This is a genomic window from Mesorhizobium sp. CNPSo 4671 (genome assembly GCF_057784245.1).
The window spans coordinates 1-16,996 of the sequence record NZ_JBWLUW010000029.1; the positions used below are offsets into that span (position 1 = coordinate 1).

Sequence of the window (16,996 nt, forward strand, 5' to 3'; positions counted from 1 at the left end):
GAAAATCTCCTCGACTGCGTTTTGAACGACAGCCAAAGATCTCATGTCGAAAAATAATGCGCAGCACGCCGAAGGCCGATCGGGCCTGCCTGCTGGGAAAATCGCGTGTTCGGCGCGTTCCTTCACATTATGAACTGCTGCTGATTACTGCAGGTATTGCGCGGTGAGGCTTACCCGGCAATTGCTCGAAGAGCTTTCGTGGCAGCCGCGCTCGAAGCAAAGATTCTGCGCAGCGATTAATAAATCGGAGAGGCTCGGGAACTGCTGACTGACCATCGCCAGGACAGCTGCAATCATCATGGCGATCGTGGAGATGGCTGGACCGGGTCGGCTCACCACCTTGCCCCGACTGCTGCAAAACGGCGGACATCGGCGCGAAGCTGACCTCAGGTGACGAACGCTTTCAGCGGGGTCCGGAGAAGCCGCTCCTCTTCAGATAGAACCCATGCAGAGGTATTTCATTTCTAGGTAGTCCTCAAGCCCATGGCGCGAACCCTCCCGGCCGATGCCAGACTGCTTCACCCCGCCGAAGGGGGCCGCTTCCGATGACATGCGTCCGGTGTTGATGCCCACCATGCCATACTCCAAGGCTTCGGCCACGCGCCAGACACGCTGTAGGTTCGAGGCATAGAAGTAGGCGGCGAGGCCATAGATCGTGTCATTTGCCTCGTGCACGACCTGATCCGCATCGTGGAAGCGGATGATCGGGGCCAGCGGCCCGAATGTCTCTTCCTGCGCAATCGTCATCTCGCTGGAAACTTCAGTGAGCACTGTAGGTTGGAAGAATGTACCCTCCTTCCCAACGCGTGCACCCCCGCAGCGAATTGCACCGCCTTTTGCGACGGCATCGGCGATATGCGATTCTATCTTGGTCAGCGCATGCCTGTCGATCAGCGGGCCGACGGCGACACCTGGATCGAAGCCGTCACCAACCTGAAGCTGGCGAACCCGCTCCCCGAATTTGTCGACAAATTCATCGTGAACGCCCGATTGAACGTAAAGGCGGTTCGCGGAAACGCAGGTCTGGCCGGCGTTGCGGAACTTGGCTTGGATCGCACCGTCGACCGCGGCATCGACGTCGGCATCATCGAAAACGATGAAAGGCGCATTGCCGCCGAGCTCGAGACTGACTTTCTTGATCTGGTCAGAGCACTGGCGCATGAGGAGCCGGCCAACCTCGGTCGAGCCGGTGAAGCTGATCTTGCGCACCTTGGGGTTTGTGCAGAGCTCGCGTCCGACGGCATCGCCCTCGGAAGCGTAGATCAGGTTGACCACGCCTTCGGGAAAGCCAGCCTGATGCGCAAGGACGAACATTGCACCCGCCACGAGTGGCGTCTGTTCTGCGGGTTTCAGTACTATCGTGCAGCCCGCTGCCAAAGCCGGCGAGATCTTGCGCGCCACCATGGACGCCGGAAAATTCCATGGCGTGATCGTGCCGACGACGCCGATCGGCTGCTTGATCACCAGCAAGCGACGGTCTCTCGATGGCGCGGAGATCGTCTCGCCATAGATGCGGTTGGCCTCTTCGGCGTACCATTGCAGGTAGGCAGCCGCATGCGCCACTTCCGATTTGGCCTCGGGCAGGGGCTTGCCCATTTCCGCGGTCAATATCGCGGCAAGGTCATCGGCGTGGTCTATAATCAACTGATGCCAGCGCCACAGAACGTCGCTGCGTTCACGGGCTGTCAATGCGGCCCATCCAGGCTGCGCGCCATGGGCTTTGGCGATCGCCGCGCGCGTCTCCTCGGTGCCCATGTCGGGAAGCTCTGCCAGAGCTTCGCCCGTCGATGGGTTGAGGACCACAAATGTGCGCTGACTGACTGGTTTGCCAAGCGCCGGCAGGCGGTCAAGGCTGCAAAACAGGTCAGGAGATTTGAGGTGGCGGATCAAAGGCGGGTGGAGCGGCAATGTCGATTCCCCAGAGGCTCTTGGCCTGTCCGGCCGGATGGACATCTACTGCGGACGTGCGGCTTTTGCATAGGACCAGCTCCCACGAAAAGTTGCGCGTCCCTTGGGCCGGGTGGACCTGTCTCGGGGAAGGCCGACGGCCAGCTTCGTCTAGAACCGGCGAGTCTCGAACCGGCCGCTAGCGTCGCCGTCTACAGTCCCCCGTCTGCCCCAGCGAAACAACCCTGGTTGGTAACTCTTGCCATCTTTCCCCCGGACGTCTCGAGTATGGCATCGGGGCCGCAAAGCCTGTCGTCATGTCGGTTTTCCCTTGTAACCATTGCAATGTGGCAGGCCGTGAGGCCGTCCCGATTCATAACCGAAACTCTGCGTGAGCCCTACGGGCGGGTGCTGGACGGTCCATGAGGCGTTAAAGCCGCCGGTCAAACCGAGCTTGCAAATTTCTCGTTTTTGCTTCGCCTAACGCGATGGCGGTCAGGATGTTTTTGCCCCCATTTCCCCCGTTGAACGAGCGGGGTCTCTTTCGACCCTCACTGATGGCCAGAACAGGGCCGCCGGACCGGCAAGTCCTCAGCTGGCAGCCTCAGTAAAGCCGGCTGAATTTTCTCCCGCCTACTGGCAACAGCGCACGAACGCATGGATCCCGGGAGGTCTGAACGCCGCGTGACAAGGGGGGCGAGCGCAGAGCTCGACCAGTCCGGCTTGATCAGCGGAATGCTGCAAGCCCGAGCGAATTCTTGGGGAGCAGAGCTGGCTAGGCGGGGCTACCACCCCGCCTTTTCATATTTCGAACAGATGCAGATTATGCCAGTGGCAGCTGCGCCCAGAACAACGCTCGATTGCTGAAATCAAGCTGCGACGTTCTTGCGGGCCCGCTTCGCCGGTGCTGGCTGTTCCTGTTCGGCCGGTTTGCGGCCGAGCCCCATCGTTTTCGCCAATGCCGAGCGTGCAGCGGCGTAGTTCGGCGCGACCATGGGATAATCCGCCGGCAGGCCCCATTTGGCGCGATAGTCGTCCGGCGTCAACCCATAGTGGGTCGACAGATGGCGCTTGAGCGATTTGAATTTTTTGCCGTCTTCAAGGCAGATGATATAGTCCGGCGTCACCGACTTCCTGATCGATACGGGAGGCTTGCGAACCTCGGGATCTTCTGCGGAAACACCGGCGCCGGCTGTGCCTTTGAGAGCCGCGTGCACCTGGCCGATCAGGGCAGGGAGTTCACCGACCGGGACCGGATTGTTGGAGACATAGGCTGAGACGACATCGGCGGTCAGCTCGATGAGGACATCGGTTGTGTTATCGGCTTCATCGGTCATGAAACTCTCCGGGTGGCTTGAAGGACAGTCGGCGAAGTGAGGCTACATAGGGGCGGTTGCCGCTGAAAGCAATAAAAGATCCAGCAAGAACGTTGCCATGCTCGTCGTGCGCTCAGGTCAATAGCGATGCATCTCGCCGGTAATCAGACTGCTGTTGGCACATCCATGCTCGATGTAGCAAAGCGAGCGATCCTAAACGCTGCCAAGCTGTTCTTGATCTCTTCTATGCCGGAGCTCGGCATCGAGCGTTCGGAGAATTCCACAGTGGCTGCCGTCTCTAAGAGCAGGGCTGGCCGCCGGTGAAGCAGCAGAATCGAACGCACTCGTAGCAGCAGGTGTTTTCCTGTTCTTCAGCCACGATCCGGTCGAGACCGGGAACGACTGCACCGACCAACTCGGGGCGCCAAGGCGCGTGTTCACGGGGAGGGGCGGCGAACAGTATCAGCAGGACCCGGCGGCCTTCGGGAAGAGCGTTCAGCTCCATCCTCGATCTGCGCTTCCCTAGGACTGCACCGTAACCTTGGCGGAAAGGGGAGGAGAATCTGCCGCGCATGCTGTGGCCGAATCCGTACCGACGCGCCATCATTTCAAGCCGAAAAGCCCGCCACTCCTGAGGCCAAGAGCGGCGGGCTTTTTTGCAGGGCTACTCGAACTGAATACGCGTTCTCACTCACATTAGCTGCGGATCCTTATGTCTGCATTAAAATCTGCCGGTCTAAACCGATACAAGTCATCATGCCGCGCGGTCTGACGTTCCGCACTCAAATCGCCCGTCGCCGTCAGATCCATAGGGCATCAGCCATCAGAAAATCTGTGCTTGACGGGTCGTAAGGTCCCGTTTTTTTCGCCGTGCCAGGGGGCGACTTCCAGTCTCGATACACGGCGACGAAAATGAGGGGCGGCGATGGTGGCTGGCGAACCAAACGACGTGCGCGTCAAGCGTTGCGGTGGGGGATGGGCCGTTCATGTTATGGAGGGCGGCAAGCTGACGGTTCATCGGTTCAGGACACAGTGTCCCGCCGAGAATTTCGCCGATGACCAGCGCGCCAGGCTTGGCCTCGCCAGCAAGCCACCAATTGACGAACGCTGATGTCCGCGCCGGATTTGGGCAGACGTCGGACGGCTGATGAGCCTTTGGCGCCGGCGGGAGAAACACATCGCCAAAGGGCCATTTCAATGCTGCTTGCGACGGTTCGGCTGGCTATATTTGCGATGATGGTTGGCACCGCTGCCGACGCGGAAGACGACTATGTGGCCTGCTTAATCGACACGGCGGCAAAGATCATGAAAAGCCAGGTTCTCCTACCTAACGGCCTCGGTTCGGTGTTAGACCGGCCGATGCCTGCGAAAGTTCGCCCTCGCGTAACGTGATCGAACGTCGAGACGGGCGAGACGGCAATTGTTTCGACCGCTCAACCCGAGCCCTGTGGCCATATCTCGAAGTGAGATGGGGTCAATACAGACAATGCATTTGACTGCGAGCGGACAACCCTCGAAGGTTTTGGCCGACTAGGCATGCGACAGCTGTCCGCTAGTTCGACGATTGGGTTGCGAGATCCGATGGGCGGCAAGGTCTGAAGCGCGTTCTTACATTTTGGAACAGGAGACTCGAATGCGCAGCGTGAATGATTTCCGGGATATTCATCAAGAGGCTATAGCCTGGCGCCATCACCTGCATCAAAATCCTGAACTTGATTATCGCGTGCACAACACGGCCAACTTCGTCGCTGAAAAGCTGGCGTCTTTTGGCATCAACCACATTGAGACCGGTATAGCCGAGACGGGTGTTGTTGCTGTGATCCAAGGCACCGGCGGCGACGGCCCGACCATCGGTCTGCGCGCAGATATGGATGCCTTGCCGATTGTTGAGCAGAGTGGGAAGCCCTGGACGTCATTGGTCGAAGGCAAGATGCATGCCTGCGGCCACGACGGTCATACTGCCATGCTCCTCGGCGCGGCGAAGCATCTCGCGGCAACGCGGAATTTCAAAGGCTCCGTGGCGCTCATTTTCCAACCCGCCGAGGAAGACGGGCAGGGCGCAAACCGCATGGTTCAGCAAGGCCTGATGGACCGCTTCAACATCTCCCAGGTCTATGGCATGCATAACATGCCCGGGATTGAGGTCGGCAAATTTGGCATCAGGGACGGTTCTATCATGGCGGCTCTCGATGAGTTCGACATCGTGATAACCGGACGAGGCGGCCATGCCGCCACGCCACACCACACGATCGATCCGGTCGTGGTCGGGGCGCAGATCGTCATGGCCCTCCAGACCCTGGTGTCGCGCAACCTCGATCCGACGGAGGCTTTGGTGGTGTCCGTTCCGAAGTTCACGGGGAGTGAATCCTACCATATCATTCCCGACACCGTAACGCTCGGCGGGACCGTGAGAAGCCTATCTCCCGCATTGCGGGATTTTGCGGAAAAACAGATCAAGACCTGCGCAGAGAACATCGCGGCGGCTTTCGGAGCTACACTCGAATTCCGCCATCGGCGCCTCGAGCCCCTGACGTTTAACCACACGGAGGCTTACGAACGGGCAACAGCTGCGGCGCGCAGCCTGGTCGGGCGGGATGCAGTCAATGACCAGGTCAAGCCGGTTATGGTCTCCGAAGACTTCTCCTACATGCTGCAGGCGCGGCCCGGCGCGTTCCTATTCCTCGGCAACGGTCCTACGGCTGGGCTGCACAATCCGACCTATGACTTCGACGACAACGCGATTCCTTACGGAATTGGATATTGGGTGAATCTGGTCGAAGGCACTCTGGCCGCCTAGTGCAGGAAAAGACTGCCGACACCATGAGCACTGACGACAGCGATGGAAAGTCCACGGCTTTGCTCGTTTCGCGCTGAATTTCAACGCGAAAGCCCGATTTTGCGTCAAACCCGGCGCAGACTTGCTGCTAATTTTGAACAGCTGACCGACATACGGCCGGTCACTTGTCATTCGAAAAGAGAGAAAAAATGGCTCTGAGCAACTTGGGTACTGCGCAAATTCAGGAGAAGGATCGGAATTACGTTTTCCATCCCTCGACCCATTTAGCCAAGCATAGCCGAGGTGAAACCCCGAACCGCGTTATGGCAGGAGCTGAGGGGGTCTACATCTGGGACACTGAGGGGCGCAAAAGTCTCGACGGATTCGGCGGCCTTTACTGCGTCAACATGGGGTACGGCTGCAAGGAAATCGCCGAAGCGATTTCCAAACAGGCCCATGAGCTCCCGTTTGCACACGTGTATGCAAGCCAGAGCACGAAAACGGTGACCCTCCTCGCGGAAGCCGTCGTCGAGTATTTTGGCGAGAACATGCGGCGTGTCTATTTCGGCCTTTCGGGGTCGGACGCCAACGAAACCAATATCAAGCTGGTGTGGTACTACAACAACGTTCTGGGTCGCCCGGCAAAAAAGAAGATCATTTCGCGGCAGCGTGGCTACCACGGCTCGGGGCTGGTCACCGGAAGCCTGACAGGCCTGGCATTCTTTCACAACCACTTCGATCTTCCGCTCGACATCGTCCGCCATACGACCACCCCGCATTGGTATCGCCAGGCGCAGGACGGCGAAACCGAGGAAGCATTTTCGAAGCGCTGCGCTAAGGAGCTCGAAGCGCTCATCATTGCGGAAGGCCCAGATACCGTGGGCGCCTTCATCGGTGAGCCCGTCCTCGGCACGGGCGGTATTGTGCCGCCACCGAAGGGCTACTGGACTGAGATTCAGGCAGTTCTAAACAAGTATGATATTCTCCTGATCGCCGACGAGGTCGTGACCGGCTTTGGCCGCACAGGTGAGAAATTCGGTTCGCATCTTTATGGAATGCGCCCGGACCTGGTCACGATCGCCAAGGGCCTCAGTTCAGCTTACCTTCCGATTTCAGGCTCAATCATTGGAGGGCGGGTTTGGTCGGTGTTGGAGCAAGGCAGCGAGAAGTTTGGGCCGATCGGTCACGGCTGGACGTACTCAGGTCACACGCTTTGTGCCGCCGCGGCGTTGGCGAACATCCAGGTCCTGAAGGAGCGCAATATCCTCGACCATGTGCGCGATGTGGGGCCCTACTGGCATGGACAGATGAAGTCCAAGCTTGAAGGTCATCCCATAGTCGGCGAGGTTCGCGGTGTGGGTATTCTCTCGGCGGTTGAGTTTATGCGTGACCCGAAAAAGCGGGTGCCCTTTGACACCAGCCTGCAAGTGGGTGTGCGCGCAGCGGCAGCCTTGCTTGAAAACGGTGTGATCGCGCGGGCCATGCCGCACGCTGATACCTTGGGCTATGCACCGCCGCTCATCATCAAAAGAGAAGAAATCGATATCATCGTCGACGCCACGGTGCGTGCGGTCGAAACAACCTATAAAGCGCTCCAGGCTGAAGGCGCGGTATAGTCTCCCAAGACTTGGCGGCCGGGTCGTTCCGCCTGGCCGTCACCCTGGAGAGCACGAAAGGCCGGGATGTTCAATGAACAGCCCGGCCTTTTTTTCGTTGAATGCAATATTGCGGAGTGCCGCCGTTCAGCCAGAGAAAACCACAGTCTTATTGCCGTTGAGGATAACCCGGTCTTCAAGGTGAAGACGAACGGCGTGAGCCAAGACCTGCCGTTCGATGTCCCGACCTTTGCGGACCAAATCGTCGGGCGTATCCTGGTGGGAGATACGCTCGACGTTCTGTTCAATAATCGGTCCTTCATCAAGATCCGACGTGACGTAGTGGGCCGTTGCGCCGATCAGCTTTACACCTCGCAGGTGTGCCTGATGATAAGGCTTCGCGCCCTTGAAGCCCGGCAGAAACGAGTGATGGATGTTAATGCAGCGGCCTGCCAGCTTGGCTGCGAAGCCATCCGACAAAATCTGCATATAACGGGCAAGCACAATAAGATCTGGGTTGGTGAGCTCAATCAGGGCCTCAAGCTTCCCTTCCTGTTGCGTCTTGCTGTCGCGGCTGACGGGCAGATGATGGAAGGGCAAATCCTTGAGGTCAGTTGAAGCCAGGTATTCTTTGCCATGGTTGGAGACCACAGCGACCACATCCATCGGGAACTCGCCAATCCGCCACCGATTGAGGAGATCGGCAAGGCAATGATCGAACTTTGATACAAGCAGCATGACCCGCTTGGGCCGCGACAGTGGGCGCAGCGTGTACGTCATTGCGAGTCGCCCGGCGAGCTCATCAAGCCCAGCCGCCGGTTGGTCGCTGGGGGGTGCATCGCCGGGGCGTGCAAAGACAACCCTCATGAAAAATAGCCCAGTCTCGGGGTCACTGTATTGCTGAGCCTCAAGGATGTTGCAGCCGGCAGCGTATAACAGCCCTGAAACAGCCGACACGATGCCTGGTCGGTCCGCGCACGAAAGCGAGAGGACCGTTGAGTGGTCTGAAGACATTTGGCGGGAGTCCGTTTTTGTGAGAGAGGCGGGTTGAAGGCTCAGGCTTTGAGAAGCTCGGGCGCGATCAACTCCCCAGAATCACGCCACTCGCCCTTGACGCGGCTGCGCCCGGCATCAAAGAACGGACGCAGGGACGCTATTGCGGCATAGCGCTCGCCCGCGATCTCGATCTCGAATGCCCCTGACGATAGCCACTCCGCGGTCACCCCGGTATCCGAGTTGAGGTAACCCATACCAATGCCGCATCCGACTGTGTGGCCGAAACCAGCTGAGCGCAGGTACCCCACGAGCTTCCCATCCCGCCAAACGGGCTCAGTGCCGAACATCAAAGCGTTAGCATCGGGCGACGCGAGCTGGACCAATCTGCGGCGCAATGGCTTGCCACGTTGGTTTTCAAGGGCCGCGCGGCCAATGAAATCTTCGGACTTGTCCCAGGCAACTGTAAAGGCAAGCCCGGATTCCAATGGGGTGTCCTCATCACCGACGTCAGAGCCCCAATCGCGATAGCCCGCCTCAAGACGCAATGTGTTTAGCGCGACATACCCGGCATGGCCAACACCAAGATCTGCGCCTGCGGCCACCAAAGCGTCGTATACGCCCAATGTCTGTTCCGTCGGGATGTGCAGTTCCCAGCCTAGCTCACCGACAAACGTCATACGGAAAGCAAGTGCCAAGCTGTAGCCGACTTCGATTTCACAGGCCGTTGCAAAGGGGAATGCCTCATTGGAGAAGTCGGCAGGGCTGACCCGCTCCAGCAATTCCCGCGATCGCGGACCCATGACCGAGAGAGTTGTATATCCGGATGACACGTCGACCACCGAGACGTGGCCGGCGCCCTTCGCGTGCAAGCGCAACCAGGCGAGGTCCCGCGTGCGTTGGACTGCTGCTGTGACGACGAGGAATTCCTCATCGCCGGTACGCGCAATCGTTACGTCAGACTCCATACCCCCCCGCTCGTTGAGCCACGGGGTGTACACAACCCGGCCAACTGGAACATTCACATCGTTCGTGGAGAGGCGTTGTAGCAGGGCAAGGGCGTCGGGCCCCTGGACCAGGATATGGGCAAAGGAGGTCTGATCGAAAAGGGTCACGGCAGAGCGAGTGGCTGTGTGTTCGGCGCCACTGCGGTGAAACCATTCGTCACGGCCGAAGGTGGCGTGATTTTCATTTGGAGATCCAGGAGCGCCGAACCATTGGACCCGTTCCCAGCCGGCACTTTCACCAAAGTTGGCGCCCGCAGCGGCCAACCTGTCATGGAGCGGAGACACCCGCACGTTGCGCGCCGTCTTTGGCGATTTGTGCGGCAGGTGAAGCGTCCAGAGGTTGCCCACCGCCTCCACCGTGCGGTCGTAGAGATACCGCTTGTTGCGTTGGAAGGGCATCGACCGGCGGACGTCCATTTCCCAGCAGTCGCCCGCAGGCAGGCCTGTCGACATCCATTCTGCCATGACCTTGCCTGCACCGCCCGATGACTCGATACCGCAGGAATTGAAACCGGAGGCGACATATAGCCCCTCAATCTCGGGTGCCGGACCAAGGTGGAAGCGATTGTCCGGAGTGAAGCTTTCCGGGCCATTAAAATTCAGTTGCAGCCCGACGTTCGCCAAAACAGGCATGCGCTCGATCGCAGCGGAGAGATAGGGTTCGATGTGATCGAAATCTTCTGGCAGTGAGTCGAAACTGAAATCATGGGGAATGCCGTTCATGCCCCAAGGCTTTCCGTCCGGCTCGAAGAAGCCGACGAGGAGTTTCCCCGCGTCAGCCTTGGCATATACGCGCGCGTCCATATCCCGGATGGTCGGCAGGTCGTGAGGGAGGTCGGGGATGGCTTCGGTCACCACATAGAAATGCTCTGCAGCCTGTAAGGGCACCGACCAATTCAGATCTGCTGCCACATTCCGGGTCCACAGCCCGGTGCTGATGACTGCCTTTTCAGCTCGGACGGTGCATTGGCTGGTCTCTACGCCGGTAAAGCGCCCGTTCTCGACCAGGATCCGGCTGACTGGGGTTCGCTCGAGGATCGTCGCTCCGCCCTGGCGAGCGCCGATTGCGAAGGCGCGCGCTGTATCGATCGGGTTGGTCATCCCGTCGGATGCAATCCAAGCGGCCCCGAGAACGTCGCTGACGTCAAGGAGAGGAACGCGGCTTTGCGCTTCCGCAGCGCTGATCATCTCCACATCCAGCCCAAACGAGCGTCCCATCGATGAGCCGCGCTTGAGCTCTTCAAGGCGGTCCCGAGTCGCAGCGACGGTGATGGATCCCGTTTGACGAAAGCCTGTGGCCTGCCCCGTCAAGTTTTCGAGATCCCGAAACAGCTCGGCGGAGTACTGAGCGAGCTTGGCCATGGTTTCATTCGCACGGAGCTGTGTCACAAGGCCTGCAGCATGCCACGTAGTCCCGCAAGTTAGCTGGTCGCGCTCAAGCAGCAACACATCCCTGTGGCCCAGGCGGGTCAGGTGATAGGCTATGGAGAGGCCGATAATGCCACCTCCGATGATGACATATTCGGCGTGTGAAGGGAGTTTGCTGGCCATTTGAAACCCTATTGTAGCCTCCTCGCGACAGTGCGACGGAGGCGGGTTGGTTGTGGCCGATAAAGTACCGTTAGGCGGACACTGGTTTTCGCCGATATGAGGGGAGGGGCCGCAGTCTTCCTGCGCGTACCGTCATCATGATGCAGCGTTTCTCAAAGCCGGGACAATGCGGGGATTTGCATCGCAACCAATACAGGCGCCGTTACCGCGTTGCATTGCCGGCAACATAGCCTCTATAAACGCTGAAGATCTGCCGGCGGCTGTTAGTGTCGCATGGGAGGTTGGAGAGCCAGCCGTAGCCGAGATCACATTAGATGAAATATGATCGGATTGATGCCCGCATCCTCGAATTGGTTCAACGGAACAACCGCTTAACCTCCGATGTCATCGCCGATAAGGTCGGGCTTTCCGCTACAGCATGCCAGCGCCGCCTCAAAAGGCTTCGGGCAGAAGGCATTATCGAAGCAGACGTCTCAATTATATCGGCAAAGGCTGTTGGTCGACCGATCCAGATGATCGTCATGGTCACCCTGGAGAGGGAGCGTGCGGATATCATCGACAAGTTTAAGCGCGATATAAAATCCTCTCCAGAGATCGCGACAGGATTCTACATCACCGGCGAGGCCGACTTCGTGCTTTATATCACTGCTCGAAGCATGGAAGACTATGAGCAATTCACCCGGAAATTTTTCTATCAAAACACGCACATAAAGAGCCTGAAGACCATGGTGGTAGTCGATCGGGTCAAGGCGACGTTCGGGGTGCCTATCGAGGATCCGGAAGATGATGATTAGGCAACGATTTCCCTAAATACCAATGCTTTTGGCTATGCTGTCAGCTGCCATGCGCTTCCGCCACTCAGCCGGACCAGATGTATGGATGGATGCGCCGGCGGCGTCGACCGCCACGATTACCGGCATATCCTGAACTTCGAATTCGTGAATGGCCTCCATGCCGAGGTCTTCGAAAGCTACAACACGGGCAGATTTTATTGATTTCGATATGAGGTAGGCAGCCCCGCCGACCGCTACCAGATAGGGCGCCTGATGCTTGACGATAGCTTCCACGGCGGCAGGCCCTCTTTCGGCTTTGCCCACCATGCCGAGGAGCCCAGTGGCTGCAAGCACTTTTTCGGTAAAGCCATCCATCCGGTTTGAAGTGGTTGGTCCTGCAGGACCGACGACTTCGCTGCCAACCGCTCGCACGGGACCCACATAGTAGATTACCCGGCCAGCGAAGTTCACCGGAAGCGGCTTGCCGGCATCGATCAGTTCGGCCATCCGCTTGTGGGCTGCGTCCCGACCCGTCAAGAGTTTGCCTGAGAGTAGCAGCGTTTCACCACATTGCCACTCCCGGGCCTCTTCCTTGGTCAGGGTGTCGAGATTGACACGCCGGACGCCCATAGGACGCAAGTCATCAGACCCGATGTCTGGCCATTGGGAGAGGTCCGGTGGATCAAAAATTGCTCGTCCAGATCCATCCAAGACGAACGATACATGCCGGTTCGCTGCGCATTGAGGGATCAGCGCCACAGGTTTGGAAGCGGCATGAGTCGGATAGGTCGCCACTTTAACGTCGACCACCGTGGTGAGCCCACCCAAACCCTGGGCACCTATTCCCAATGCGTTAATCCGCTCATAAAGCTCCAGTCGCAAAGCCTCTTCGGGCGACGACGCTCCGCGCTCGATGAGGTCAGCCATATCTATCGGCTCATTCATCGCCTCCTTGGCCAACAACATCGCTTTTTCCGCGCTGCCGCCGATACCGACCGAGATCATTCCCGGCGGGCACCATCCACTCCCCAGCGTTGCAACAGTGTCGACGACCCAGTCGGCCACGGAAGCCGCAGGATTGAGGGTCGTAAACCGGGCCTTGTTTTCGGAACCCCCGCCCTTCGCGGAAACTGTAAATGTGATGTCGTTGCCTGACACCAATTCAACGTGAACGATCGCGGGCGTATTATCCTTGGTGTTGGCTCGGCCAGCCAAAGGGTCGGACACGACTGACGGACGCAAGGGATTGTCGGGATCAAGATAGGCGCGACGAACACCCTCGTTGATGAGCTCCGTGAAGGGTACATGGGCGTCGATCAGGACCGACATGCCCACTTTGGCGAAGACGACGACCAGGCCTGTGTCCTGACATATCGGTCGCCGGCCGAAGGCTGCCATGCGGGAGTTGGCCAAAATCTGGCCAATCGCATTCTTCGCCGGGACGCTTTTTTCCCGCTGAAACGCTCCCGCCAAATATTGGATGTAATCGGGCGGATGATAGTAAGAGACATATTGCAGGGCATCTGCAATGCTCTGCGTGATGTCTTCCCCGAGAATCGAGGTATGCGTGCTCTTATCGTTCAAGCGCGTCCAGCCCATTGATCAGTTTAAGGTTCTGGAAGCTTCGCATACCCTGCTCACCCCCTTCATAACCATACCCGCTCTGTTTCACACCTGAATGCGGGGCATCAGCGGCAACGCCTTTCAGAAAGTTGATACTAACCGCGCCCGCCGCCAGATTGGCGGCCAACAGGCGTTTCGTCTCCTCGGAGGACGTGAAAAAATAAGACGCCAGGCCGTACTCGGTGTCGTTTGCTTCAGCAATCGCGTCGTCGAGCGTGTCGAAGGGAGCGATGGTCAAAATCGGCCCGAAAGGTTCCTCACGGAGAATGTCCGACTCGGAGTGCACCCCGGTCAGGATCGTCGGGGGCCAATAGAAACCGGCTTGGTCCAGCCTGCTACCGCCAGATTCAATCCGTGCGCCCCTTCCAACAGCGTCTTTGGTCAGACGTTGCAACGCTTCAATCCTACGACCGTTCGCCATTGGGCCCATTTCAGTGCTTGGCGCATCAGGAGGGCCGACGTTGATCGAGTTCGCGACATCTACCATTTTCGAAAGGAACTTCTGGTAAACCGGCTGTGCAACCAGGATACGGCTTGGCGCATTGCAGCTCTGACCGGCACATTCAAATTTGTATTCCGAAATTGCCGTGGCTGCGGCTTCAAGATCAGCATCCTCGCATACGATCACAGGGCAATGCCCGCCCAGCTCGAGCACGCAACGCTGGAGGTTATCGGCAGCTAGCCTGGCGAGATGTTTCCCGACGGCCGTGGAGCCTGTGAAGCTGAGGACCTTGATTATGGGGGAACGGAGCAGATGCTCCGAAATAACGGCTGGCACCCCGAATACAAGATTGACGACACCAGCCGGAACGCCCGCCTCATGCAGAGCCTGGATAATAAACACGCTCGCGCTTGGTGTCTCTTCAGCGCCCTTTAGGATTACGGGGCATCCCGAAGCCAAGGCGGCGCCTAGCTTGCGGGCGTTGAGGACCGCGGGGTAGTTCCAAGGTGTAAAGGCCGTAACCACACCGAGGGGCTCAGGTACGAGGGTGCGGCCAGGACCCATCGGAATTGACGCGCAAAGCTCTTCTGCGTGAGCCCCATTCCATTCGAGCATTTCGAGCGCGCGGCGATATTCGCCTGCTGCCTCCGCCAAGGTCTTGCCTTGTTCAGTTGACAGTGACTTCGCGGCCTCGCCGACCCTTTCGCCAAGGATACGAGCAGCAGAGACCAGCAGAGCACCCCGTTCGTGCGCAGGTCGTGCCGCCCATGCACTGCGGCTACGCTCAGCGGCGGCCAAGGCATCATCGAGGTCCTGTATCGATGCCGAAGCGACTGAGGCAAACACCTGCTCGGTAGCAGGGTTTATAACCGGAATGTCGTCTTGACCGCCGCTCCGCCATACTCCGTCTATGAAGAGCTCATAACGTTTGGCTTCCGACATGTGTAGCTCCGGTTGAAAGTGGGGGCCTAATACGGTGAGCCAGCCGGACCGGTTCCAGTCACTCGCACTTACATCCCGCTCAAGGCTTTGGGTCAAATATGGAATTTTGCCGATTGGTATCTTGATACGAGATCGATGCGCGTTTCAGCAATTCACGCGGTCCGCGTCTGTCGGGACCTTCGCCAGCCAGTGCCCGCTCTGAATCAACTTCCGGACGATTCCGGGGATGAGTTTGCGAACCGCAGACACTGAAGGGGAGTGCTCGTCTTTAGGGTTCACGGCCAGAACCACCGAGCGGGTGATAACGGGGTCGACGATCCTGACCATATGCACAAGCCCCTGCTGGACCTCTCTGTGGATGGCAGAGGGCGTGAGGATGGAATAGGCCTTGCCCTCCGAGACCATGTTGATGATCGTCGACAACGAGTCCACTTCAAATCTCACGTCAAGGCGGCAACCATGCTGGGCCACCACATCTGCGACCGAACGCCGAACGTTGTTGTTGCGCATGGGGACCGCGAGCGGAAACGCATGGAGATCCGATAGCGCAACCACGTCGGGGAAGGGAGGTAGGTTCGGCGGAGCGACCAGGCAAAAATCTTCTCTCGCCAGCACGGGGAGGCCTGCGATGGCATCGGCGGTACGGTAGAGAATCGCCAGGTTGAACCGTCCCGCAGCCATCCATTCTTCAAGGGGGCCCGTCATTCCTTCGACCATCTTCAGGGTCACAAGAGGGAGTTCATTGCGCACGGCTTCCAACAAAGGCCCAGAAAGCACGCGTGCGGCTCCGGACGGGATGCCTATCGTCACTTCTCCCGAGGCGGCCGTAATGCTCATCTCGGCCTTGGTGATCCTGATTTCATTTAAGATGGTGCGTGCCCGCTCGAGCAGCTTTGCACCGGACGGCGTCACGTTGATGCCGCTCCTGTCGCGAATGAGCAGCTGTGATCCGAACTCTTCCTCCAATTGACGTACATGAAGGCTCAGCGCGCTTTGCGCGACATTGAGCATGGCTGCGGCCTTCGTAAAGCTGCCAGCCTCGACCACTCCGACAAAATATTTGAGCTGTCTAAATTCCACCGAAGAGCGACCTACCGCAGCGCCTTGTGCGCTGTCAAAAACAAACCTATCTCGGAATCAGATGGGGCGGAAGGGGGGCACTTCGGTAGTGAGGAGGGGTAAAGCCGTTGTGTTCATTGATCCCAGGCCAGAAGCGCTTTCGCACGCCGAATGACTGGAGCGTCAATCATTTTCCCATCAACGGCAAAGGCGCCACGATGCTGGGCCTTGGCTTCCTGTTCCGCGGTAATGACACGCCTTGCCCACTCTAACTCGGTTGCCAGTGGAGCGAACTCTTCGTTTAGAACGAGAACCTGGGCGGGATGAACAGCGAACGCACCCGCGAACCCCAATGTCTTGGAACGGCGGACGGTTTCGCGGAACTTCGGCAGATCTGCGAAGTCGCCGATACTGCCAACGAACCCAAGTGGGACAAGGCCCGCCGCGCGCGCGGCAAAGAGGACCGCGAGATTTGGACCAAGCAGAAGGTCGGCTGTCGGCTGACCGCCTACCGCCGCGCTAAAATCCTCTGGACCGAGCGCCATGGCAACCAACCTGGGATGCGCTGTCGCGATGGCTGTGAGCTTCGGCAGCGCAGCCGGGGTTTCGATTTGGGCTACCAAGCGTATAACCCCGGAGACCAGACCCCGCTCGCTCTCCAGCGCCTGTATCTCCCGTTCGATCTCGACAACCCACTCTGCCGATTCAACCTTCGGCAAGACGATAGCTGCGACGCCTGCCACGAGTGCGGCATCAAGATCGGCGCAAAGCGCTCGCATGCCTTGGTTGACCCTCACCAGGACTGCCGCTCCATCCCGACCGACCTGTGCGATACTTTCGCCAAGCCGTTGGCGCGCCTCTGCCTTGGACAGCAAGGGAACAGCGTCCTCAAGATCCAGAACGATCGCATCAGCCCCCCGCTCGTGGGCCTTCTCCACGAATTTGGGCAAGTGAGCGGGTACAAACAGCAAAGATCGCCAGCGAGGTTCAATGGACGTCGTTGATGCCGTACGCTTGCCGACGCCGCTCACG

General features: G+C 58.7%; 12 protein-coding genes. 4 read left to right on the forward strand and 8 right to left on the reverse strand.

Annotated features, from left to right (window positions below; all coding sequences use genetic code 11):
* Positions 1-156: 156 nt before the first annotated feature.
* On the forward strand, positions 157-240 hold the full coding sequence (locus tag AC04SF_RS35865) for a hypothetical protein (RefSeq protein WP_488481672.1): 84 nt from the start codon (positions 157-159) through the stop codon (positions 238-240).
* A gap of 192 nt (positions 241-432) precedes the next feature.
* On the opposite strand, the gene AC04SF_RS35870 is transcribed toward AC04SF_RS35865, so the two are convergent.
* Together AC04SF_RS35870 and AC04SF_RS35875 are read right to left on the reverse strand one after the other, a co-directional pair.
* Complete coding sequence (locus AC04SF_RS35870) at positions 433-1,908, reverse strand: NAD-dependent succinate-semialdehyde dehydrogenase (RefSeq protein ID WP_488481640.1); 1,476 nt, start codon at positions 1,906-1,908, stop codon at positions 433-435.
* Between the two features lie 848 nt (positions 1,909-2,756).
* The gene (locus tag AC04SF_RS35875; protein WP_488481641.1) at positions 2,757-3,224 is read right to left on the reverse strand and encodes a Ros/MucR family transcriptional regulator; all 468 of its coding nucleotides are present in this window, start codon (positions 3,222-3,224) and stop codon (positions 2,757-2,759) included.
* A 1,612-nt stretch (positions 3,225-4,836) separates the two neighbouring features.
* On the opposite strand from AC04SF_RS35875, the gene AC04SF_RS35880 reads away from it, so the two are divergent.
* Together AC04SF_RS35880 and AC04SF_RS35885 are read left to right on the forward strand one after the other, a co-directional pair.
* A complete protein-coding gene (locus AC04SF_RS35880) occupies positions 4,837-6,000 on the forward strand; it encodes a M20 aminoacylase family protein (protein WP_488481642.1) in 1,164 nt (387 codons plus the stop codon).
* Positions 6,001-6,188: 188 nt separating this feature from the next.
* The gene (locus AC04SF_RS35885; protein ID WP_488481643.1) at positions 6,189-7,595 is read left to right on the forward strand and encodes an aminotransferase; all 1,407 of its coding nucleotides are present in this window, start codon (positions 6,189-6,191) and stop codon (positions 7,593-7,595) included.
* 126 nt (positions 7,596-7,721) lie between these two features.
* On the opposite strand, the gene purU is transcribed toward AC04SF_RS35885, so the two are convergent.
* Both purU and AC04SF_RS35895 read right to left on the reverse strand, forming a co-directional pair.
* A complete protein-coding gene (purU, locus tag AC04SF_RS35890; protein ID WP_488481644.1) occupies positions 7,722-8,588 on the reverse strand; it encodes a formyltetrahydrofolate deformylase in 867 nt (288 codons plus the stop codon).
* 41 nt (positions 8,589-8,629) lie between these two features.
* Positions 8,630-11,125 (reverse strand): GcvT family protein, encoded by a 2,496-nt coding sequence (locus AC04SF_RS35895; RefSeq protein ID WP_488481645.1) that lies wholly within the window; start codon positions 11,123-11,125, stop codon positions 8,630-8,632.
* Positions 11,126-11,439: 314 nt separating this feature from the next.
* Here AC04SF_RS35895 and AC04SF_RS35900 point away from each other — a divergent pair, with 314 nt between their 5' ends.
* A complete protein-coding gene (locus AC04SF_RS35900; protein ID WP_488481646.1) occupies positions 11,440-11,919 on the forward strand; it encodes an Lrp/AsnC family transcriptional regulator in 480 nt (159 codons plus the stop codon).
* Positions 11,920-11,931: 12 nt separating this feature from the next.
* Here the strand turns inward: AC04SF_RS35900 and AC04SF_RS35905 are convergent, their stop codons facing one another.
* The 4 genes from AC04SF_RS35905 to AC04SF_RS35920 form a co-directional block, all read right to left on the reverse strand.
* Positions 11,932-13,482: a fumarate hydratase gene (locus AC04SF_RS35905; protein ID WP_488481647.1), complete on the reverse strand. Its 1,551-nt coding sequence runs from the start codon at positions 13,480-13,482 to the stop codon at positions 11,932-11,934.
* Entirely contained in the window at positions 13,472-14,905 is a 1,434-nt protein-coding gene (locus tag AC04SF_RS35910) for an aldehyde dehydrogenase family protein (protein ID WP_488481648.1), read from the reverse strand. Before AC04SF_RS35910 ends, AC04SF_RS35905 begins: the two co-directional genes overlap by 11 nt.
* A 144-nt stretch (positions 14,906-15,049) precedes the next feature.
* Positions 15,050-15,985 (reverse strand): LysR family transcriptional regulator, encoded by a 936-nt coding sequence (locus AC04SF_RS35915; RefSeq protein WP_488481649.1) that lies wholly within the window; start codon positions 15,983-15,985, stop codon positions 15,050-15,052.
* Between the two features lie 113 nt (positions 15,986-16,098).
* A complete protein-coding gene (locus AC04SF_RS35920; protein ID WP_488481650.1) occupies positions 16,099-16,995 on the reverse strand; it encodes an HpcH/HpaI aldolase/citrate lyase family protein in 897 nt (298 codons plus the stop codon).
* Position 16,996 lies beyond the last annotated feature (1 nt).